This is a genomic window from Mesorhizobium sp. M1E.F.Ca.ET.045.02.1.1, assembly GCF_003952485.1.
Classification (GTDB): Bacteria; Pseudomonadota; Alphaproteobacteria; order Rhizobiales; family Rhizobiaceae; genus Mesorhizobium.
The window spans coordinates 4,038,192-4,057,866 of the sequence record NZ_CP034447.1 but is presented as its reverse complement, the minus strand read 5'-3'; the positions used below and the strand labels follow the sequence as shown (position 1 = coordinate 4,057,866).

Genomic DNA, 19,675 nt, shown 5'->3' with positions numbered 1-19,675 from the left:
CGCAGCCTTTCCAGTGGGCCGGTCATGTTGGTCGACCTTGCCGCCATCCAGCGCAACTTTCGCAAGCTGGCGCAGATAACGAGTGGCACCTGTGCAGCCATCGTAAAGGGCGATGGCTATGGCCACGGGATGCGCGAGGCATCGCGAGCGCTACAGAGCATTGGCGCCGAGCTATTCTTTTCTGCTCGTTTCGAGGATGCTTTGACGCTACGCGCCGATCTTGGCGCCGGACCACGCATCGCCGTCCTCGATGGCGTTTCGCCGGCGGATATGGTCGAAGCCCGGGCTCGGGACATCATTCCAGTGGTCAATTCGCTGGAGCACCTTCAGGTGATCTCGGCTGTGGCAAAACAGACTGCCCAGAGGGTCCCCGCTTTCATTCATCTTGATACCGCTATGAACAGGCTTGGCCTTGCCTCCGAGGATGACGAGTATGCCGAGCCATTGCTCGCGTCCTGCAGAGTTCAGGCCTACATGACGCATTTCGCCTCAGCCGACGATGTCGATATCGATCTTTGCCGCCGTCAGGTATCCCGACTGACTGAACGTGCTCAGCCCTTGCCTAGAGCGCCGTTTTCTATCGCGAATTCCTGTGGAGTTTTTCTTGGAAGCGAACTGCATGGAGACATTATCCGCCCCGGCAAATCCACGTTTGGGATCAGTCCGCTTGCTGATGCTGACAACCCGATGGAACAACCTGCGACCATACTCGCGCCTGTGGTCCAGATCCGGACGTTGAAGAAGGGCGATCCAGTCGGTTACTCCTGCACCTGGCATGCGCCTGAACCTCGACGAATTGCAATCCTCGCCATTGGTTACGCGAACGGGTTCATGCGCGACAACAGCAATAAGGGTTCTGTGGTGTTCTGCGGTCAGCGCGCGCCCGTGGTAGGCCGAGTGTCAATGGACCTGACAGCCGTGGACATCTCGGCACTTCCCGAAACGGGAGCGCATGTCGGGGCAGCGGCCGAAATTGTCGGCAGCACGATTACCTACCGGGAAGTCGCTGAAACCATCGGTACAAACGAGCACGAAGCGATAATTGCGCTTGGCCGGGGCTGTAAGCGCTTCTTCGTGAATAGGGGGGCAAATGTCTAGCCTCAGATTTGTAAGCGAGCGCTGCAGAACCGCGGTGCCACGGCTTTTCGTTTGCGACGTCGATCGAACCCTGCTGACGCATGATCACGTGTTGCTCCCAGCCGTTTCCGCGGCGGCTCGGTCGCTGCATTCGGTAAGGCTTCCCCTCATTCTGGCATCAGCGCGATCACCTGTGGGGTTGGAACGCGTGCATGCCGACGTGGGTGCTTCGGATACGGTTTGCTGCTTCAACGGCGCATGGATCGGAACGCTCTCGTCAAGAACTACGCTGAAGGAAGCGCGCCTTGATCGCGAAGCAGCGCTTGAGGCAATGACGTTGGTTCACGACCTGGGCGGAAGCCCTATCTGGTTCGATCTAGAGACTTGCTTCGTCCTTGAGTCCGATGAAACCGTTGCAAGAAGGCGCACCGATGTCACTGGCGACCGTCTTCAACTGATCAACACATTAAACGAGGCACCGAAAGCCCCTTTCAAACTGCTTGCCACTTTCCCCGAAGAGACAATCGAAGCTTCCGTTACGCTTCTATCGAGCAAGTTTTCCGGTGAGCTCACGGTAGCGCAATCGGGTCCCAATCTCGTGGAATTGGTTGCAAGTGGCGTCCAAAAGGACGTCATCGCTGCCTTTATCGCGCGCGAGTTTGGCCTCGGTTCAAAGGACGTTGCCGCAGCGGGTGACTCCGATAATGACCTTGGTCTGCTTTGCTGGGCAGGGTTGGCAATCACCGTCTCTAATGCCAAGCCGCATGTTCAAAAAGTTGCAGACATCGTGGCACCCTCTTGCGACGTTGGCGGACTGGCATTGGCTTTTGAGTGGGTGGTTGAACGCAAATCGGCCTTCGTCCGATAATTCCAAGACATCTGCGAGCACCGCCGCAACCCCGGTGGCGGAAGTCGATCGTCTCCTTTCCTTTCGATACCTCGGGAGACCTGCATGAGCCATGTCGTCATTGTTGAAACCGGCATGATCGGCCTCAGCACGGCTCGTGCGCTGTTGTCCGAAGGCTAGCCTTCATATAATCGAAACTCCCCAAATCCGTCGTTTCGCGCTTCGCGTCGGTTACAACCGAGTCTACGCCAACGTCACAACGCGTCGGATCGCACCTGGATCGTAGCCCTTGTCGGCAACCAGAAATGACATAAGGTCTTACTTTTGGCCGCCCAGCAGAGATACCGGTTTTAGAACGTCTTGCGCGGCCCCGTAAATCCGTAATTCGGCAGCAGCCCAGCGTCCACCAAGACCCTAGCCTAGAGCGTTTCACGTTTTGAGAGAATCGTAGGATTCCCACAGCGACTGGTCCGCTCGTCCGGCTAGGGATGCCTCATATCCGGTTTCTGTTCGTCAGGTCGCGGTTTTGCTCCACGCTTCCTTCAGACACCACCTCGCGGTAATGCCCTTGCGCTTTGCTAAGCCTTCACCTCCATCAGGTTGGCTAGGGGACTTTCACCCCCAAGCGGTTGAACATGCTGGGCACACGAGTTCGCGCAGCATGTCGATGGTTGGATTGGTCAGCATTTGCTGATTATCTCCATAATGAAAGTAGCCGGGGCCGCGCACATTGGCATGCTCGCCGACGGCGGCAGGTTCGGCGGTGTGCCTGGAGGCTTTGTGGGATTTGATGAGTGCGGTGATGCTCTTGCAGTTCAGGCCGCCGATATCGAGCGCACGGGCCGAAACGGCTTCGGCCTGCGCCGTGCTGATTGCCTGATAGAGCTTGAGCACGCCGAGGCATGTTCTGAAGCCCTGTTCCGGATGCGGTCTGCTGGCAAGAATTGCGATGATGAGCCCCTCGGTCTGTGGCCCGCACGAACGAGCCCAGCGCCCGAAGCGCTCGGGCGACCATTCCGCGTAACAGCGATGCGAACTGGGCATGTGGTCCGGATCGGTTCCAAAACGGGCTCCGCCATAACGGCGCTGATGGGCAGCGACGCGCTTGCCCTTGAAGAAGATCTCGATCATTCGGCTCGTCGCCCGGACATCCACCTGCTCTCGAATGAGGTTGTGCGGCACGGAGTAGAAATAGCGTTCGAACTCGACATGATAGTCTGTTGATACACGCGCCAGCCGCCACTCAGCGAACTCGTATTCCTCGGCTGGTAGTGCGGCGAGCGCTGGCCGTTCCATCGTCTCGAACAGATCGCGACGGCACTGGGTCCAGTCGGCGCATGGATCCGCTTGACAGCCTCCCGGATTACGGCATTGGCTTCGTCCAGGGAAAAGAAGGTCTGGTTCCTCAGACGACGCCAACACTTTATGGGTCCAGACCCTAACTTCGCACTGCATGCCTGCAGCCGGCATAACTAGTTTACAAAGCAAACATGGGAACGGCATATATTTCAACAATCCTCCATATTCATTTAAAATTACATTAATTATCCTTTTGTTGACGAGCCTCTTAACCGTGGTACACCTATATAACGCAGGTTGGCGAAAAATGGTGCTTGAAAATAATCAAAGGTTAGCATGTATAAGATGGTCGGTTGACTTATAGCAGATGCTCTTTCGCCGTTAGTCCTCGTCGATTCCATCATTTGTCTGGAGCGTATGAAATCACTATGGCCAAAATAGCAATTGTGACAGGCTCAGCAACGGGAATGGGCGCGACTTGCGCCATTGACCTGGCGGCGCGTGGCTGGAACATCGCGATCAATTACACTAAGAGCAAGAAGGAAGCCGATGAGACCTATATAAAAGTTAAAGCGCAAGGTGTCGATGCCATCGTTGTGCAGGCCGACGTAGGGCAGGATGCAGATTGTCGCAAACTGGTTGGTGAGACCCTGAGCAGATGGGGGCGCATCGACGGTCTCATCAACAACGCCGGCACTACAAAATTTCAAAAACCCGGCGACCTTGAAGACATCACACCCGAGGATTTCGATCGCATCTTTCGCGTGAATACCACGGGCGCTTTCATGATGAGCCGGGCTGCGTTTCCGGCCATGAGAAAACAATGGGAGGAACGCAAAGAACGAGGTGCGATTGTAAATGTTTCCTCCAATACTACACTTAGCGGCAATGGCAGTTCAATACCCTATGTCTTGTCTAAGGGGGCCCTAAATACCCTTACCCTAACGCTTGCACGCTGGCTCAGCCCAGCCGTTCGGGTAAATACCATTTCCCCCGGCTTCATTCAAACGCGTTGGATACTTAACGGAGTCGGAGAAGTTGAATACCGAAAGATGAAAGAAGAAGAGGAACAGCGAACGCCTCTGCACCAGGTAGGCACACCGGAACAGATGTCGGAGGCTGTGCTATTCCTCCTGACGGAAGCGTCCAACATTACCGGTCAGATCATTGTTGCTGATGCTGGAAGTCATCTTGGGTTGCTGCCGAACGGTTGCAACTAAACTGGCATCGGCAGGCGCTCCGAGACCGTTTTTGAAAATCGGTTGCGCGGCTATCGTCAGGGCCGCTCGGAGGCGATCCGTTTAGGATTGCTCCGTTTTGAAACGAGAGAGGAACGGACCGATGTCGATAACTGTTCTCGGAATTGATCTTGGCAAGAAACGTGTGCAGCCTCGTTGGGCTGGACGAGGGTGACGCAGTTGTTCTGCGCCGTCGCCTCCGTTGGGATGGTGTTGCGGATTTCGTCGGGACGATGGAGCCTTGCATGGTGGCGATAGAAGTATGCTGCCGCGCGCATCGTCTTGGGCGGATGCTCGCCACCTTGGGCCACATGATTCCGTCTGACACCGCTGCGACCTATGTGCTAACAAGAACGACGAACACACGGTACCGAGGCGATCTCGGAGGCTGTGACGCGGTCGACGATGAGTGCCGATCAAGAGTGACGTACAATCGGACATCCAGGCGCTGCATCGAGCGCGCTGGCGGAACGCCCGGCATTGCTTAGCCACCTGCGCGCTCTTTTGCTGTAGCGCGGAATCGTTGTGGCGCACGGCGGCGCAAGCTGGAGGATGCGCTCAGCGTCTTCGCCCAGACGCCGACGGACAAGGCTCGGGGCTCGCGGAGAGTGCGGAGTCGGGCACCAACATCTCGGCGGTCGCGCGACATTGGGGCGTAAGTCGTGGCCTTCTTTCAATCTGGCGGCGACGGCGGGGCTGGTGCAGGCGAAGGCGACTGCGGAGACGACGTCAGCCCCGCCTAGCGACACAGCCGGTCGACTTTTGCCGCGGCATCAATGGTGTCGTTGCCCTGGTCGCCTCGGCTCTTGCAGCCGATCCCTATTTATGCGTCGGGCGAGATTATGTGGCGGAGCCTTCCTGGTGCCAGCCTGGGCCTGCCGAGTCCGGATTTTTCCGCCACATAATATTTAGATGCTGTTCAGCAGTTGCAGAACGGAGTCATTTGGTCGGAAACGCACGCCGTGATCGCCGGTGACGCCCGCCTTCTCGAGTCCATTGCGCATCATCTCAACATCCGCTGCGGCATAGCGGTGGGTCGTGGCGACCTGTGCGTGCCCGAGCCAGGCTTGGATCGTCAAAAGGTCCACGCCGGACTGGAGAAGCTTCATGGCGAGGGAGTGCCTCCTATGTCTTGATCGATATAGGCGTCACTATCTACCCCGCCCGACTATGTCGGGTAGCTTCGACCGCAACGGCAAACGTCTGAGGAACAAGGAGATTTTCCGCAGAGACGCCCGGGCCACCCGCCATAGTCAGCTCGAACTACAGGCTGTTCAAGAACTCCAGCAGATTGTCGTCGGGCCGGAAGCGGGATGACTTACCGGAATATGGGAGCGTCTTTGCCAATGCCGTCTCCTTCATCGCCACCGTCGCCTCGAGATAGATCTGTGTGGTCTCGACCGATTCATGGCCGAGCCACAGAGCGATGACGGCGCGATCGACGCCGGCCTGCAGGAGGTCCATGGCCATCGTGTGCCTCAGACGATGAACAGTGACGCGCTTTCCGCTCAGCGACGGGCATTTGGCAGAAGCGGTCTGGCGGTGTTTGTTCAGCATGTACTGAACGCCATGAACGCTCAGCCGCTCACCTCTGGCGCTGGGAAACAGGATACTCTCTTCGCCGCGCTGCGGCTCTTTCAGCCAGCTTCTCAAGACGGCGGCCGTAGACTTGGCGAACGGAGTGCAGCGTTCCTTGCGCCCTTTGCCAATGACGCGCAGGTGGGCGCCCGTGCCGAAGAACAGATCATTCCGCTTGAGACCTGTGATCTCCGATAGCCGCAATCCGGTCTGCACCGCAACCAGGAGGAACGCGTGATCGCGGCGACCGGACCAGGTCGATTGATCCGGTGCGGCCAGCAAGGCATCGACCTCTGGGCGGGTCAGGAAATTGACCAATGTTCGAGCGAAGCGCTTGAGCGGAATGCTCGGGCGCTTCGAAGGCGGCATAGCGAAAGAAGGAATGAATTGCCGTGAGGCGCAAGTTGCGGCTGCGGACGCTGATACCCTGGTGGTTCTCCAGGTCATCAAGGAAGGCAACGATTAGCGGCGCGTCGACTTCCTCGAAGTTCAAGCGAGACGGCGGCTTGTGCAGTGTTCGTGCGGCGAACTTCAGCAACTGCCGAAATGTGTCGCGATAGGAGCTGATTGTATGGGGGCTTGACTGCCGCTGTTGCATCAGGCGTTGGATGAAAAAGCGCTCCAAGAGTGGCGCCAGGCTGGCGTGCTTGGTCATGCCCGATGCTCCCAGCGGCGCTCAAGGCGGTGCATTGCTTCCTTCATCAGCTCGGGTGAACCGGTGAGGTACCATTGGGTATCGGCCACGTGGACATGACCGAGATAGGTGGACAAAACAGGCAGGAGCCGCTCGGGATCTTGCTCGGCTTCGTACCAGCGCACCAATGTATTCGTCGCGAACACATGGCGCATGTCATGCAGACGGGGCCCGCGGCTGTCATCCATGCCGCGCAAGCCGATCTGGCGAGACAGAGCATAGAACGTTCGATGAATGTCTCCGACATCAAGGCGATTGCCCAGTTGCGAAGTGAACAAATAGGGAGATGCCGCCTGGGCTGCACAATGATGTCGGCGGCGTTTGAGATATTCCTGAAGCACTCTACAGGTCGACGCGTGCATCGGCACGAGACGGGATTTGCCGAACTTGTGCCGCGGATCGTCAACACTGCAGCGTCGAAATCAACGTCCGCGAGCTTGAGGTTGCGGGCCTCGCCGAGGCGCAGGCCGGAAACGCTTAGCAATCCGAACAGGCAATAGTATGTCCATGGCCTGAGCTTGCAGCGGGTATATCGGCATGGCATCTCCAGAGCGGCCGACAGAAGACGTTGGATGTCTACCTTCGAATAGAGATACGGTCGTGCCCGCTTCGGCCGAAAGGGCAGCGAACCTGCTGGCGGAATCTGAGTTCGCGGATCGGCAGCAGCGCGATAGCGGGCGAATACGCGGACATATCCCAGCCGGGTCGCCCAATGCGAAGGCAGCGCCCGCGACGGTCTTTGAGCCCAGGCAAGGGCCAGTTCCGTCGTGATGTATGGCGTGTCATTGGCCTCCAGGAAGGTAACGAAATCGATCAATCCCCTTCCTGTCTCTCGCAATTTGAACCCCAACCCTCGCCGCATCTCGACGTAGTCTTGAACAGCCTGTCGGAGTGCGCTCATTGGGCTTCTCCCGGCCATGGCAAAGCCAGTGTTCGCAACGCGTCGAGATCGACCTTGGCGTAAATCGCTGTTGTCTGCACATGGCGATGTCCCACAACTTCGCCGATCTCCCCCAACGACGCGCCGCCACGCAGCATCTCTGAGGCAAGCCCATGCCGGAATTGGTGGGTTCCCTTTGTTGGAGAGTCGATGCCGGCCCTCTTTAGTAAGCGTCGGATAATTGACCCGAGTCCACTCGGACCCACGAAGCCTCGGATTGGAGCCTTGTCGCGTAGAAAGACACGGCGGCTGGCATTGCGCGGACGCGCCTTCCGCAGGTAATCGGCGATCGCCTCGCCAACGTCCGCCGGCAATGGAAGCTCGTTGCGTCCGTTTTTGCCGCGCACACGGATCTGACCAGTTGCCCAATCGATATCGTCGAGTTCGAGCGTAACTACCTCGCTCGATCGTAGTCCCAACCGCGCCAGTGCGAGGATCATCGCGTAGTCGCGGCACCCGATGGCCGTCTACCGATCGATGCTGGCGAGCAATTGGCTCACCTCGTCGCGGCCGATCGCACGGGGAATAGATGAAAGCGACCAGTTGGCTACGATCGGGACCGCTGCCGCCAAGTCTAACGTGACGTCCCCACGAAACCGCGCGTAGGAAAGAAAGGACCGCAGTGCGGTCGTCGTGATCTTCGCTCGCCTCAGGTTGAGACGCGACACCTTCTGTTGCACGAACTTTGTCACGTCGTCGGCACGCAACTGTGCGAGCGAGACCTCACCATCCCGAAGCGGTAGTTGAGAAAATCTCGGACGACCGGCCGGTAATTTATGATCGTCTCGCGAGCTAGCGCACGGGCGTCTCGCAAATACCGCTCATATGCCAGCACATGTTGTTCTACCGGCGATGGGTTGTGATCGGCCTCAATCTCTTCGGCGATTGCGTTCTGACTTCGCAGAAAAGCTAACAGATGTCGAAGAGCGGCGGTATCTCCAAGCTTTGGCCGCTGCGCTCGGTCCAGCAAATAACGCCCAGGGTGACCTCCACTTATGTCACTGAGCTCAATCCCCTTATGCCCGAGCCATTTGCTGAAGCCTGCCGCCATCAGCACCTGGTTCCTCATGGAAACCAGACCGTAGCCTCGATCACCGAGCCATTCGGCAAACGGAACAATGTAACTCGCCACCGGACCCTCTGGTGTCGCTCACCGCCGCGATCGCGATCGCGCGTCAACAATGACGAGATCATTCTTCATGGATCCGGAGACCGGGTCACACAGCGGCCGCTCGCCTTCTACGACGCCGTCGCCAGAGCTATGGCACAGGAGAACCGCCCATGAACGCCGCGCTCGATTCCGTGCCGTCGATGATCGACCGCATTCGCCATGACCTTGTAGGCCTGAAGATGCCACGTGCCCTTGAAGCACTCGACCATATTGTCCGCCGCCTGGAGCATGGCGAGCTGTCGGCACTCGAAGCGATCGACATTCTCCTTTCCGAAGAGCTGACCCTGCGCGAGAACAGTCGCATAAAGACGGCGTTGCGGGGGGGTCGGCTGGCAACCATCAAAACGCTCGCCGGATTCGATTTCACTTTCCAGCCCTCCCTCGATCGCGATCGGATCTTCACCCTCGCGCAACTGGGTTTTGTCGAAAGGCACGAGGCCGTCCATTTCCTCGGGCCGCCGGGAACCGGCAAAAGCCATCTCGCCGTGGCGCTCGGCGTCGAGGCTGTCAAAGCGGGCAAGAGCGTCTACTTCTGTACGCTTGCCGACCTCATCGCAGCGCTGTCCAGGGCCGAGCGCGAGGGACGGCTGCAAGAACGCATCCGCTTCTTCTGCAGGCCAGGTCTGCTGATCGTCGATGAGATCGGTTATCTCCCGGTCATCGCCGGCGACGGCAACCTGTTCTTCCAGCTCGTCAACGCCCGCTACGAGAAAGGGGCAATGATCCTGACGTCCAATCGCGGCTTTGCAGAGTGGGGCGATGTTTTTGGAGACGCCGTGGTCGCCACCGCGCTTCTCGACAGGCTTCTGCATCATGCCGTCGTCGTCCAGATCGAAGGATCAAGTTACAGGTTGCGCCAACATGCCGAATTGATGCCTGAACACGTCCGTTCGAAAGCATTGATCAGCCCACCGTCCTTCGCCCCACCCTCACGCCCCCGAGGGCGGCCGCCGAAAAATACCCAATTCTCCGTGTCGTCCGGGGCGGCATAATTGGGGAATTTTACTTCGGCACTTTTGGGGAAATTTCACCCGGCATTGACAGCCTTCCTCACGGACGGACGGATCGAAGTCGATAGCAACGTTGTCGAGCGTTCGCTCAAACCAGTTTGCCTGACGAGGAAGAACAGCCTCTTTGCCGGATCCGCCCGTGGTGGCGAGACATGGGCGGGTGCTGGCATCACTGGTCAACTCGGCACGACTCAATGGTCTCGATCCCGAAACCTGGCTCGCCGACGTGCTCGAGCAGATCGTCTCGGGTGCCATTCCGGTCAATCGGCTCGACGAGCTCTTGCCGTGGAATTGGAAGGCAGACCGGGAAGCACGGGGCCAGCTGGAGCGTGTGGCAGCATGATCGCTCGTCGGTCAAAAGGGCCCGTCGCCGCTCGGCCCGCCGCGGCTTGCTCGCCTTAGCGCCCGATGCTGGACGATGCGGCCTTTGAGGCGTTCCTGCACAAGCGGCGGCCCAATCCGCCTGTCTTCAGCATGGATGGGGTTGACGGCTATCTGACCACCCTCATCATCAGGCCCCGCTTCATCGACGCGCGCCAATGGATTCCTCTGTTTGCAGGTGAGCGAGCGCTGATGGCACTCGAAGGCACAACCGAGGCGCTCGCTGTGCAGACGTTCGTTGCCAACTATCACCGGATCTCGACCGGGCTTGCCGAAACGCCGGAAACCTGGCGCCCGCTCTTTGCGGGGCACAATGACGGTTCCTTCGATCCCTTCCACTGGTCGACTGCCTTCCTGCTCGCCACCGATTTCGCTCCAAGGCTCTGGCGCCCCGTTCTCCGCGGTCATGCCGCAACCGGCGACATCATCGCCCCGATCCGCGACACAACGGGGGTGAACTCTCGTCTGCGATGACGTGGCCGTCGCCGCCGTTGCAAAGGCGGTCATCGCCATCCGCTCGTGCTTCATGCCCAAGCGAGTCAAAGCGGCCCGCATCTGAATCCTGCCTCTGTCAAGCAAGAATACCCGTGCGGTGCTCGTGACGCTTACGTTGCATCCGCTTGAGGCTGCTCGAACTGGCGAAGCTGCCGCGCAGCACGTTCTATTGACAGCGATGGCCGCTGTTCAAGCTAGTGGACAACATGTTGACCAAAGCCTTCGCCCGACTCAATGAGGATGAACGGCCGATCCTGCATTCCGATCAGGGGTGGCAGTACCAGATGCCGGCGTTCCAACGCAGGCTGGAAGCCAGAGGCCTCGCACAGAGCATGTCACGCAAAGGCAACTGCCTCGACAACGTACCTATGGAGAGCTTCTTCGTCATCCTCAAGTCCGAACTCTTCTATCCAGGCAGGTTCGACACCGTCTAAAGCCTCAGCCAGGCCATCAAGGAAAGGGCTGAGCCCTGTGCAATATAGGACCCAGCCCTTAAGCCTACAACTTCAATAAACCGTCCAACTTTATGGGGTCAGTTTAAGCGGGGCGGGCCATATGTTCAAGTTGTGGATGTGGACCGAGCAGAGTCGTGGCGGATGGCCAAGATCGCCAAGAAGACGAAGCGTTTACCCCGTCTGATCTGACAGACGATGAGTGGGGGCAGATCGCGCCCATGATGCCGAAACCGGCCATCGGGGACGGCCGCAGGAGGTGGACTTCGGCGAGTTTGATCAAGGCGTTGCGTTCTCGTTTGCTCCGGCTGCGGCTGGTGGATGCTGCCCGTCCGACAGCCGGTCTACGGCCCGTAATCTTCGGCGAATCCACGCATCCAAATTCGTAAACACCTGTGAGGTCTGGCAAAGGCCGAAGTAGCCGCGCCGCATCGAAACTGCGTGTGCGGAGCCGGATTGGATAACCGCACGTGCCACGGCAGATCGCCTATCCGGCGCATGTGGTGACAGTGGCCACAGCGGGTTCGCGACCGCAACATGGACCAGCCCATCGTCTTTGGCCGAGTGATGAGCACTGGCCCATCAGTCTGCGGGAGAATTTGAGCCATCGAGAGCCGGGTGAATCAGCGAGCAGAAGGCATCGAGCACGGATAGATCACGACATCGACTGCGATCCCGACTCTATGAAACCTATTCGGGATCGCCCGTTACCCGCAATCTGCACCAAATAAAATATGCGGTCGAACCTCGAAAAAAAATTGACAAGTTCACGACAATATGTCGACAGTAGGTGTCGACACACCGGGGGACGCCTTTTCCCAAGCCTGCTCCGTCGGAGGGGCCTTGGACGAGCTGGTGTCGGATGGCGAAATTGGGAGGAGAAGCTTTATATGAACGACAAGAATATTGTGCAGGCGTTTGAGACTTCGGAGTTTCGGACTCGGCTCGATAAGGCGCGTGCGTTGATGTCTAAGGCTGGGATGGACGCGCTGGTGGTGTCCTCACAGGCCGACCAAGTCTATCTCCTGGGGTATGAGTTTCATGCTTATTCGCCGCAGGGCGTGCTCGTGACGCTGGATGACGATCCCTACTTCATCCTGCGTAAGATGGACGCCGACACTGCGGCCGACGCCGGATGCTGGCTTCCGCAGGAACGGGTTGTCGGATACGCCGAAAGCTGCATCACCGGCTCCAGCGGGGAAGGTGCGTGGGAAGCGATCGGGCGGTTCGTCAAGGACAAGGTGGGGGCATCTGCACGTATCGGCGTCGAAGTGTCTGCGCTGAGCATGGTCGACTACCCCAAACTTGTCGGCGCATTAGGAGTTCAGGAGCCGCTTGACGCAAGCGACTTGGTAGCGACGTGTGCGCTGGTCAAGTCCGAGCGCGAGCTTTTCTATATGAGGGAGGCGGCGATGATCACGGACCGGGCTCTGGTTGCCGGTATGGACAAGATCGCCGTCGGAACTCGGCATTGTGAGGCAGCTGCTGCGATCATGTCCGTGCTTTGCGCCGGGGCCGAAGGTATCCCCGGCGGGCCGCCGCCGTGGCTACCGCACATCCGTGGTGGCCGGTTCTCCAACGCGCCGCACCAGCCGTGGATGGACGACGTATTTGCTGCCGGGGAGCAGTATTTTCTGGAGTTGTCCGCTGCACGCCATCGGCACTCGGCTCCAGTAACTCGGATGGCTCATCTCGGCCCTGCCACAGCACGCCGGAAGAACCAACACGAGGGCGGGCTGGCGGGTCTCCAGGCTGCCGTCGACACAATGCGCCCGGGCGCGACGTGCGGCGATGTCGCGCGCGCGTACGATGCGGCTATCCGGCCCTACGGTCTCACTAGGCCATCGCGCATTGGCTACTCCATTGGTGTTGACTCCATTAGTGGAGCTAGCTTGGCGCCCAATAACGACACTGAGATCCTGGCCAATATGACCTTCCACCTTCAGTCTGCTTTCTACGAGCGTGGTGAAAGATACATGTTGAGCGACACTGTCCGGGTGACCGAAAATGGCGCGGAACTGATGAGCGCCATCCCGCACACTTTTGTCGAACGTCCCGCGTGAACTATCGGCGCAACGACAACTCGCGCAGCACAGTCGCCGATCCGCCATCTTGGCTAATGTAGCTTGCGGACAATCAACACGAGCCTCTGTAAGGGCGCGGGATTCGCAGGCGAGGAAGACCTAATGAATTGCACTCGAAAGTTTCCAATCAGGATACCTGCCAAATGACGCTTGCTTCGATACCCAATCCAGATCTGGTTGTCTCGCCGATCGATAACAATGTACACTGGAATCTAGCGAATTTCCGGCGACACGGTTATCAGAACTTGCACACGATCGCTCGTTACGTCATGTCGATTCGTTCGCCACGCTTGCTTCCATTCAGGAAAGACATCGATTTCAGCATCAGAGAGAGACCAGACGTCGCAAGGTTCGTTTCGGTACCGCATTTCTGCGGTTTCGTTGTAGCTCGTGACGACAGGGTCCTCTATGAGGCCTATGCTCCGGACTTCGGGCCGGATAAGCCGCACTCCGTCCAGTCGATCACAAAGACGCTGCTCAATATCATGCTCGGCCGGTGCGTCGCAGACGGTCTCATCGATCTCAATAAACGGGTGAAGGAATACCTGCCCGAGATCGGGACGGGCTATGCGGAGGCTACCGTTAGGGCGGTCGCCGACATGAACGTTGCCAACGACTATAGCGACGACGGTAACGCCCCTGCCGCAATTACATGGTCGACAATTGAGGCCGCCGCGGGCATGCGTTCGCCAGCCGATCTCGCGACGGAGTTAACGATCCGCTCGCTCCTCTGCCAGATCACCAGCGACGATCTTGTGAATCGAACCGGCCACGTCATCTACAAAACGGCTAACACCGAACTGCTCGGCTGGATCGTCGAACGTGTAAGTAAGCGATCGCTGACTAGCTGGCTCATCGAGATCGTGGAGGGGGCAGGTTTTGAGGGTTCCTTGCATATTGCTTGCGACTGCGACGGCGTACCCGTGCTGGGTGGCGGCGCATCGCTTTCCGCCCGCGATCTCGCGCGCTTCGGCCTACTCTTCGCCCGTAAGGGCGCAGGCGTTGACGGGCTCCGTGTCGCCGATGGCGGCTTCATCGAAGAAACACGCTGTGATCACGGACCTCCTTGGCCAAAGCCGCGCGAGGGGATGTACTATAGCCGCCAGACGACGACGAACGGCACCTGGATCGGCCACGGTGGTTATGGTGGGCAATACCTGCTCGCTAACCCCGACACCGGCATCGCGGTTGTCTATATGGCTGTGCATGAAAATGAGAGCGGTGACAGCCCGGGTCTATATCCCCCTCTGATCAACATGATGGCTGACCTCGCAGCAGCTCAATGGTCGACCTCGCAGCAGCTGATTAGACAGGCCACATCTGGGACATAGTTGGCGCGGTGTTTTTCCTGGTTGTGGGGCGAGCGCAACCCTTGGTTCGCTCATCGTCACACATGACCCTATCCGCATAGCGGTCGGGCCTCGTTTGGCGGCCCTTCAGCAGATCTTCTTATTGGCACGGATCAACTCGGCCGTGACACTTGCTCCCTGGTCGACCGCGGTCCCGCTTCGGTGGTGGTGGAACAATTGGCCTAACGTGGAGCCGACCACAGTATCGAAGAGCCCCATGACCTACATCCAGCGCGAGCTGCCGAACTCGCTGGAGCGTAATTACAGACACGCCTAATGGATCGGGTTGAACGGCATTTTTGTATCGCCTGGGCGCGGCCAACTCACCCGGCATGCAGCAGGTCCAATTCAAGCTGAACAATTAACTGGGGATGGATGTCACGGCCGGCGTTGGACCATCAGCGCCGGCAGAGACGACGGCTGGATTCTTAGCGTTTGAACGGGAGACTACGGTGGCTCGTGTTGTATTGGTTCGGCATGAAGATGGTCCGGAGGACGACCGGGTCGTTGCATTTTTCCGAGCGCACGGCGTCCTCCCCCAAACGATCAGACCCTTCTTGGGAGAGCGGTTGGATGATGTAGATGCATCGGTCGTCGGTAGCGTAATCTTTGGCGGGAAATTTAACGTCTTCGACGATCACAAGTACCCTTTTCTCAGGCACGAAAAAGAATGGGCCGAGCAATGCTTGAAGCAAACCGTCCCCCTGCTTGGGATCTGCCTTGGCGCCCAGGTCATGGCTACCGTCCTGGGCGCGAAGGTTGGACCTCTTCCTGGTGATCCGGGCGAGTTCGGCTACTATGAAATCGTCGCAACCGAGGCCGGGAAAGCCTATTTCCCGGAACGGCTGTACGTCGCAGAATCGCACTACCACCAATTCGAGATTCCAGCCGGCGCCGACCACTTGGCCAAAAGCGAGCTTTTTGAGCACCAAGCATTCCGTTACGGCGAGAAGGCCTTTGGATTCCAATTCCATCCCGAAGCAAGTCCCTCCGTCTTTCGCCGATGGCAGCAGGACCCGGGAAAATACGTTAGACCAGGCGCTCAGGACCGTGCCGAGCAGGACAGGCTGATGAACATCCATGACCCAACGCAACATGCCTGGTTCATGGGGTTCCAGGAGCGCTTTTTCGAACCGGCCGTAGAAGCTGCCCGCCGCGACGTCCGGTTTAATCCGGGGCGTGCGGTTAGATATACTAGCGGCCGGTAGCGTAGAGCCGGGCGAGCAGCAGCGTGCTTCTCATGGAAGCCCGACCTTGACGTCGCCGAGCTCGATTATCGCGCGTGTCTATCTTCCGGACATCGCTCGATCGTTCGACTCACCGATTTGCCTGTTTGCGGCCAACAGGGTCATCGCCGAATTTCGCTCATTTCATGAAACTGACCTCAAAACTTCGTTGACAAGTAACGACAATATGTCGACAGTAGCTCGCGGCATCGAAGTGGAGCAGGCGGACAATTCCTGGTCGCTAATCCCGACGGCACCGTGGTGGACTATGTGGCGGTGTTCGAAAACCAGAGCGGAGATAACAAGGACATCTACCCCCTCTAATCCACATGCTGGGCGAACTCGCAGCGATTGATTAAACAGACATGGGAGGAAACTATGAAAGAGGCTATCCAGAACATTGACCGCCGCACCCTTCTTAAGGGAGGAGCCGCCTTGGGCGGTGGAATCATTGCCTCCGGCATGCCGCTCTCGCAGGTCATCTGGGCGGCGGAAGGCAAAGTGCTCAAGGTCGCCCTTCAGTTTGAGCTGGCAAGTTTGGATCCCGGCTTTACCACATCGAGTTACGAATCCAACGTGTTGAACTGCATTTATTCGAAGCTCACGCATTATAAGGCAGGCTCCGTATGGGGCTGGGATCTGGAGGCGGCGGAAAAGCTCGAGCAGGTCGATCCCACGCACATTCGGTTTCAATTAAAGAAAGGCATCAAATTCACTGGCGGCCATGGCGAGGTTACTGCGAAGGACGTCAAGTTCTCATTTGAACGCATCATCAAGCACAAGTCAGCGAATATGTCTGATCTAGGCTCCTTCGATCATGTCGAGGTCGAGGACGATCATACGGGCGTCATCGTGTTTAAGACGCCGTATGTGCCGGTCTGGAACATTACCCTTCCTTATGGCGTCGGCCATATCGTTTCCGAGCAGGCGGTGATGAAGACGACCAAGGACGGCGGCAATTTCGGCATGAAACCGCCGGCGTTCTCTGGGCCTTATGTGCTCGCGGAGTGGAAGCAAAATCAATACACGCTATTGACACGTAATCCCGAGTGGTCTGGACCAAAGCCCGGATTCGATGAAATCCGCATTGTACCGATTACTGACACTAAGACGGCGGAACGCGCCTATCTGGCTGGCGATGTTGATTTCGCGACGATCAGTCTCGATTCGCTGGCGACGTTCAAAAGCAATCCGCCGCCCGATACAAAGGTTGAGGAGCATCCCTCGCTCCGTTACATCTGGCTTGGCATGAATATGGATAACCCGAAGCTGAAGGACATCAATGTCCGGAGAGCAATTCAATGGGCCATCAATGTGCCGCAGATCCTAGACGCTGCCTATGCAGGGCAGGCCGACGTGGCAACCGGGATAATTCCGCCAGGTATGATCGGGCATCGCGAGAAGGCGCTCGTTCCCCCGGAAGGCGACCTCGCCAAGGCCAAGGAGTTCCTGGAAAAGGCGGGTGTGAGCGACCTGCAGTTAACCATCGATTGTGACAACAGTGGCATACCTTCGATAATCGCCCAGACGATTCAGGCGCAGTTGTCGCAGATCGGCATTACTGTCCAAGTTAATGTCCAGGATACCGGTTCCTTCAGCGGGATCGGTCAGGAATCGGAAGGTGATCGCTGGAAGGACTTGCAGCTCTTTATCAGAAACGACAGCAGTCTGCCTGATCCTTATTACTACACGGAGTGGTTCGTGAAATCCCAAGTGGGGGTTTGGAATTGGGCGCGCTTCAGCAGTGACCGCTTTGACGAGCTCAACGCCAAGGCAATCACGATTGAGGATCCAAACGAGCGCGCAAAGCTATATTACGAGATGCAGGACCTCATGGAGGAGTCGGGCGCCCACCGATTCCTGACAAATGGTGGTACTCCTGTCGTGTACCGCACGACTAAGATACAAGCTGCGACCCGTCCGGACGGAGTCCCTTTATATCTCGACTTCAAGCCGGCTTAAGCGGCGGCGACGGGCCGAGGTATGTTGTTTTATTTTTGCAAAAGGTTGGTCCTCGCGGTCACGATCATCGTGACCGCGGTGACGCTGCTCTTCGTGATGATCCATGCCGTGCCGGGAGACCCCGCCGCAATTCTGCTCGGCCCCCGGGCGACGCCTGAGATAAAGGCGCAGCTGCATCAGCAGATGGGGCTCGACAAGCCGTTTCTCGTGCAGATCGCCACCTTCTTCGGCGGACTGCTACACGGCAATTTGGGTTATGATGTGTTCAGCCAGAGGCCGGTCGCCGACATCGTACTTGAGCAACTGCCCTATACGCTTGAGCTGATCCTCGTCTCCATCTTTTGGGCTGTCGCTATCGCCGTGCCGCTAGGCTGCTACTCTGCCATGCGGCGCAATTCCTTACTCGATCAGGCGGTTGGGGTAATGGCGGTGGCGACTATCGCCATTCCTTCCTTTGTCATGGCAGTTTACGCACTGCTGATCTTCGCTGTTGCGCTCCGCTGGCTGCCGGCGATCGGGCCGGGCGAGGGCCTTGGGGATGGGCTCGTCCACCTGATCCTGCCAAGCTTTGCAATGGGGATTGGATGGGTGGGCTATATCTCACGACTGGTGCGCGCGTCCATGCTCGAAACGCTTGGAGAGAACCATATCCGCATGGCCCGCTCCTTCGGGATTTCGGAATGGCGCATTGTTTCCCGTTACGCTCTGCCGCTTGCGATCTTGCCAACGGTAACCATCTTGGGCGTAGGGATCGCGTGGCTCCTGTCGGCAGCGGTGTTTGTCGAGGTGGTGTTCGCAAGGCCAGGCATCGGCGCGCTTATCGTGCAAGCGGTGAATGCGCGTAACTATCCAATTGTGATGGGGGTCGTCGTGGTCACCACCTTCCTTATCGTAATTTCGACAACGGTTTCCGATCTGGTCAATGCAAGCCTTGACCCGCGGGCTCGGGAAAAGCTCTGATCATGACGAGCATAGACACGACTGGTACAGAAGCTCCAGCAAGGCACAATCCAGGTGCCCTCGGAGGCTTCCTGCGGCAACTGCTTAAAAACCGTCTGGGGATGCTTGGCGCCGTGCTAGTCCTGGTCGTGGTAGCGAGCGCAATTTTTGGTCCGCTCATCGTCACACATGACCCTATCCGCATAATGGTTGGGCCTCGTTTGGCGGGCCCTTCAGCAGAATTTCTTCTTGGCACGGATGAACTCGGCCGTGATACTTTTTCGCGTACCATCATGGGCGGCCGCATCCCGCTTCTCGTTGCCTTTGCATCGCTCGGCAGTTCGCTTGTCGTTGGCCTCGTGCTTGGCCTGATAGCAGGGTTCGGGCCGCGCTGGCTCGACAATCTTCTGCTACTATTTTTCGACACGATCCGCTCCTTTCCAGGGATCATATTTGCGTTGGCCATCATTGCGCTTCTTGGCCCCAGCATGTCCAGCGTGATCCTGGTCATCGCAATAACATCGATGCCGATCTATGCGCGTGTCGTGCGCACCCAAACGCAAGCCCTGCGCAACTCCGATTACATTGACGCCGAACGAAGCATGGGCGCCAGCATGACGCGCATCCTTGCCGTTCACATGCTGCCAAACGTGATTGGTCCGCTTCTTATTCTTGTGAGCATGGATGTGCCTGCGGTCATTGCCGTGCAAGCTGGTCTCAGCTTTCTCGGCATGGGTGTGCAGCCACCCACGCCCGACTGGGGAGCTATCCTCAATGAAGGCTATAGCTATATCAATCAGACTCCCTGGCTGGTTTTTGCCGGCGGCATTCCAATAGTGGTCGCCACGCTGGGCTTCACATTCCTTGGCGAGGCATTGCGTGACATAATCGATCCCAAGCTGCGGAAAGACCTATGAGACGTGAGGATCCGAC

General features: G+C 58.0%; 14 protein-coding genes and 7 pseudogenes. 14 read left to right on the top strand and 7 right to left on the bottom strand.

The annotated features are described in order from the left end of the window. Positions 1-24: 24 nt before the first annotated feature. A complete protein-coding gene (alr, locus tag EJ070_RS19620) occupies positions 25-1,098 on the top strand; it encodes an alanine racemase (RefSeq protein ID WP_189349959.1) in 1,074 nt (357 codons plus the stop codon). Beyond that, the gene (locus tag EJ070_RS19615; protein ID WP_126092813.1) at positions 1,091-1,945 is read left to right on the top strand and encodes an HAD family hydrolase; all 855 of its coding nucleotides are present in this window, start codon (positions 1,091-1,093) and stop codon (positions 1,943-1,945) included. The genes alr and EJ070_RS19615 overlap by 8 nt, the downstream gene beginning before the upstream one ends. A gap of 594 nt (positions 1,946-2,539) precedes the next feature. Here the strand turns inward: EJ070_RS19615 and EJ070_RS19610 are convergent. Beyond that, positions 2,540-3,220, bottom strand: coding sequence for a transposase (locus tag EJ070_RS19610; RefSeq protein ID WP_189349955.1), 681 nt, complete (start codon positions 3,218-3,220; stop codon positions 2,540-2,542). Between the two features lie 431 nt (positions 3,221-3,651). Between EJ070_RS19610 and EJ070_RS19605 the strand changes: the two genes are divergently transcribed. Then, positions 3,652-4,443, top strand: a complete 792-nt coding sequence (locus tag EJ070_RS19605; RefSeq protein ID WP_126092812.1) for an SDR family oxidoreductase — start codon at positions 3,652-3,654, stop codon at positions 4,441-4,443. Between the two features lie 926 nt (positions 4,444-5,369). Here the strand turns inward: EJ070_RS19605 and EJ070_RS19595 are convergent. From EJ070_RS19595 to EJ070_RS37120, 5 genes and pseudogenes are all read right to left on the bottom strand, one after another. Continuing rightward, a pseudogene (locus EJ070_RS19595) lies at positions 5,370-5,573 on the bottom strand (integrase); the annotation flags it as partial. A gap of 151 nt (positions 5,574-5,724) precedes the next feature. Beyond that, positions 5,725-6,694 (bottom strand): annotated as a pseudogene (locus tag EJ070_RS19590) (site-specific integrase). After that, positions 6,691-7,074, bottom strand: a complete 384-nt coding sequence (locus EJ070_RS37130) for a tyrosine-type recombinase/integrase (protein WP_348639558.1) — start codon at positions 7,072-7,074, stop codon at positions 6,691-6,693. The pseudogene EJ070_RS19590 and the gene EJ070_RS37130 overlap by 4 nt, the downstream one beginning before the upstream one ends. A 556-nt stretch (positions 7,075-7,630) precedes the next feature. After that, positions 7,631-8,113: a site-specific integrase gene (locus EJ070_RS37125; RefSeq protein ID WP_245464615.1), complete on the bottom strand. Its 483-nt coding sequence runs from the start codon at positions 8,111-8,113 to the stop codon at positions 7,631-7,633. A 248-nt stretch (positions 8,114-8,361) separates the two neighbouring features. Then, positions 8,362-8,805 carry a hypothetical protein gene (locus tag EJ070_RS37120; RefSeq protein ID WP_245464614.1) on the bottom strand — a complete coding sequence of 148 codons (444 nt, stop codon included), beginning with the start codon at positions 8,803-8,805 and terminating at the stop codon, positions 8,362-8,364. Positions 8,806-8,954: 149 nt separating this feature from the next. On the opposite strand from EJ070_RS37120, the gene istB reads away from it, so the two are divergent. The 5 genes and pseudogenes from istB to EJ070_RS37115 all read left to right on the top strand — a co-directional run. Continuing rightward, positions 8,955-9,836, top strand: a complete 882-nt coding sequence (gene istB / locus EJ070_RS19570) for an IS21-like element helper ATPase IstB (protein WP_126092810.1) — start codon at positions 8,955-8,957, stop codon at positions 9,834-9,836. Positions 9,837-9,887: 51 nt separating this feature from the next. Further along, positions 9,888-10,197 (top strand): annotated as a pseudogene (locus EJ070_RS19565) (transposase domain-containing protein); the annotation flags it as partial. A gap of 65 nt (positions 10,198-10,262) precedes the next feature. After that, positions 10,263-10,794: pseudogene (locus EJ070_RS19560) on the top strand (UPF0149 family protein). A 112-nt stretch (positions 10,795-10,906) separates the two neighbouring features. Then, positions 10,907-11,243: pseudogene (locus tag EJ070_RS19555) on the top strand (DDE-type integrase/transposase/recombinase); the annotation flags it as partial. A gap of 57 nt (positions 11,244-11,300) precedes the next feature. Further along, a pseudogene (locus EJ070_RS37115) lies at positions 11,301-11,515 on the top strand (IS5/IS1182 family transposase); the annotation flags it as partial. 25 nt (positions 11,516-11,540) lie between these two features. Here the strand turns inward: EJ070_RS37115 and EJ070_RS37110 are convergent. Further along, positions 11,541-11,614, bottom strand: a pseudogene (locus tag EJ070_RS37110) (hypothetical protein); the annotation flags it as partial. A gap of 458 nt (positions 11,615-12,072) precedes the next feature. Between EJ070_RS37110 and EJ070_RS19545 the strand changes: the two are divergent. The 6 genes from EJ070_RS19545 (at position 12,073) to EJ070_RS19520 (ending at position 19,659) form a co-directional block, all read left to right on the top strand. Continuing rightward, complete coding sequence (locus EJ070_RS19545; RefSeq protein WP_189349951.1) at positions 12,073-13,245, top strand: Xaa-Pro peptidase family protein; 1,173 nt, start codon at positions 12,073-12,075, stop codon at positions 13,243-13,245. Positions 13,246-13,409: 164 nt separating this feature from the next. Next, complete coding sequence (locus EJ070_RS19540) at positions 13,410-14,597, top strand: serine hydrolase domain-containing protein (protein WP_126092807.1); 1,188 nt, start codon at positions 13,410-13,412, stop codon at positions 14,595-14,597. 587 nt (positions 14,598-15,184) lie between these two features. Continuing rightward, complete coding sequence (locus EJ070_RS19535; protein ID WP_210211954.1) at positions 15,185-15,823, top strand: gamma-glutamyl-gamma-aminobutyrate hydrolase family protein; 639 nt, start codon at positions 15,185-15,187, stop codon at positions 15,821-15,823. A gap of 396 nt (positions 15,824-16,219) precedes the next feature. Beyond that, a complete protein-coding gene (locus EJ070_RS19530) occupies positions 16,220-17,803 on the top strand; it encodes an ABC transporter substrate-binding protein (protein ID WP_126092805.1) in 1,584 nt (527 codons plus the stop codon). A 21-nt stretch (positions 17,804-17,824) separates the two neighbouring features. Beyond that, positions 17,825-18,763 (top strand): ABC transporter permease, encoded by a 939-nt coding sequence (locus EJ070_RS19525; RefSeq protein WP_126092804.1) that lies wholly within the window; start codon positions 17,825-17,827, stop codon positions 18,761-18,763. Between the two features lie 2 nt (positions 18,764-18,765). After that, positions 18,766-19,659, top strand: coding sequence for an ABC transporter permease (locus tag EJ070_RS19520; RefSeq protein ID WP_126092803.1), 894 nt, complete (start codon positions 18,766-18,768; stop codon positions 19,657-19,659). The last annotated feature ends 16 nt before the right edge of the window (positions 19,660-19,675 follow it).

Coding starts and splice junctions, on each gene's coding strand:
- EJ070_RS19605 (WP_126092812.1), top strand. CDS start 3,652: ATGGCCAAAATAGCAATTGTGACAGGCTCAGCAACGGGAATGGGCGCG.
- EJ070_RS19520 (WP_126092803.1), top strand. CDS start 18,766: ATGACGAGCATAGACACGACTGGTACAGAAGCTCCAGCAAGGCACAAT.
- EJ070_RS19530 (WP_126092805.1), top strand. CDS start 16,220: ATGAAAGAGGCTATCCAGAACATTGACCGCCGCACCCTTCTTAAGGGA.
- EJ070_RS19540 (WP_126092807.1), top strand. CDS start 13,410: ATGACGCTTGCTTCGATACCCAATCCAGATCTGGTTGTCTCGCCGATC.
- alr (WP_189349959.1), top strand. CDS start 25: ATGTTGGTCGACCTTGCCGCCATCCAGCGCAACTTTCGCAAGCTGGCG.
- istB (WP_126092810.1), top strand. CDS start 8,955: ATGAACGCCGCGCTCGATTCCGTGCCGTCGATGATCGACCGCATTCGC.
- EJ070_RS19545 (WP_189349951.1), top strand. CDS start 12,073: ATGAACGACAAGAATATTGTGCAGGCGTTTGAGACTTCGGAGTTTCGG.
- EJ070_RS19525 (WP_126092804.1), top strand. CDS start 17,825: ATGTTGTTTTATTTTTGCAAAAGGTTGGTCCTCGCGGTCACGATCATC.
- EJ070_RS37125 (WP_245464615.1), bottom strand. CDS start 8,113: ATGATCCTCGCACTGGCGCGGTTGGGACTACGATCGAGCGAGGTAGTT.
- EJ070_RS19610 (WP_189349955.1), bottom strand. CDS start 3,220: ATGGAACGGCCAGCGCTCGCCGCACTACCAGCCGAGGAATACGAGTTC.
- EJ070_RS19615 (WP_126092813.1), top strand. CDS start 1,091: ATGTCTAGCCTCAGATTTGTAAGCGAGCGCTGCAGAACCGCGGTGCCA.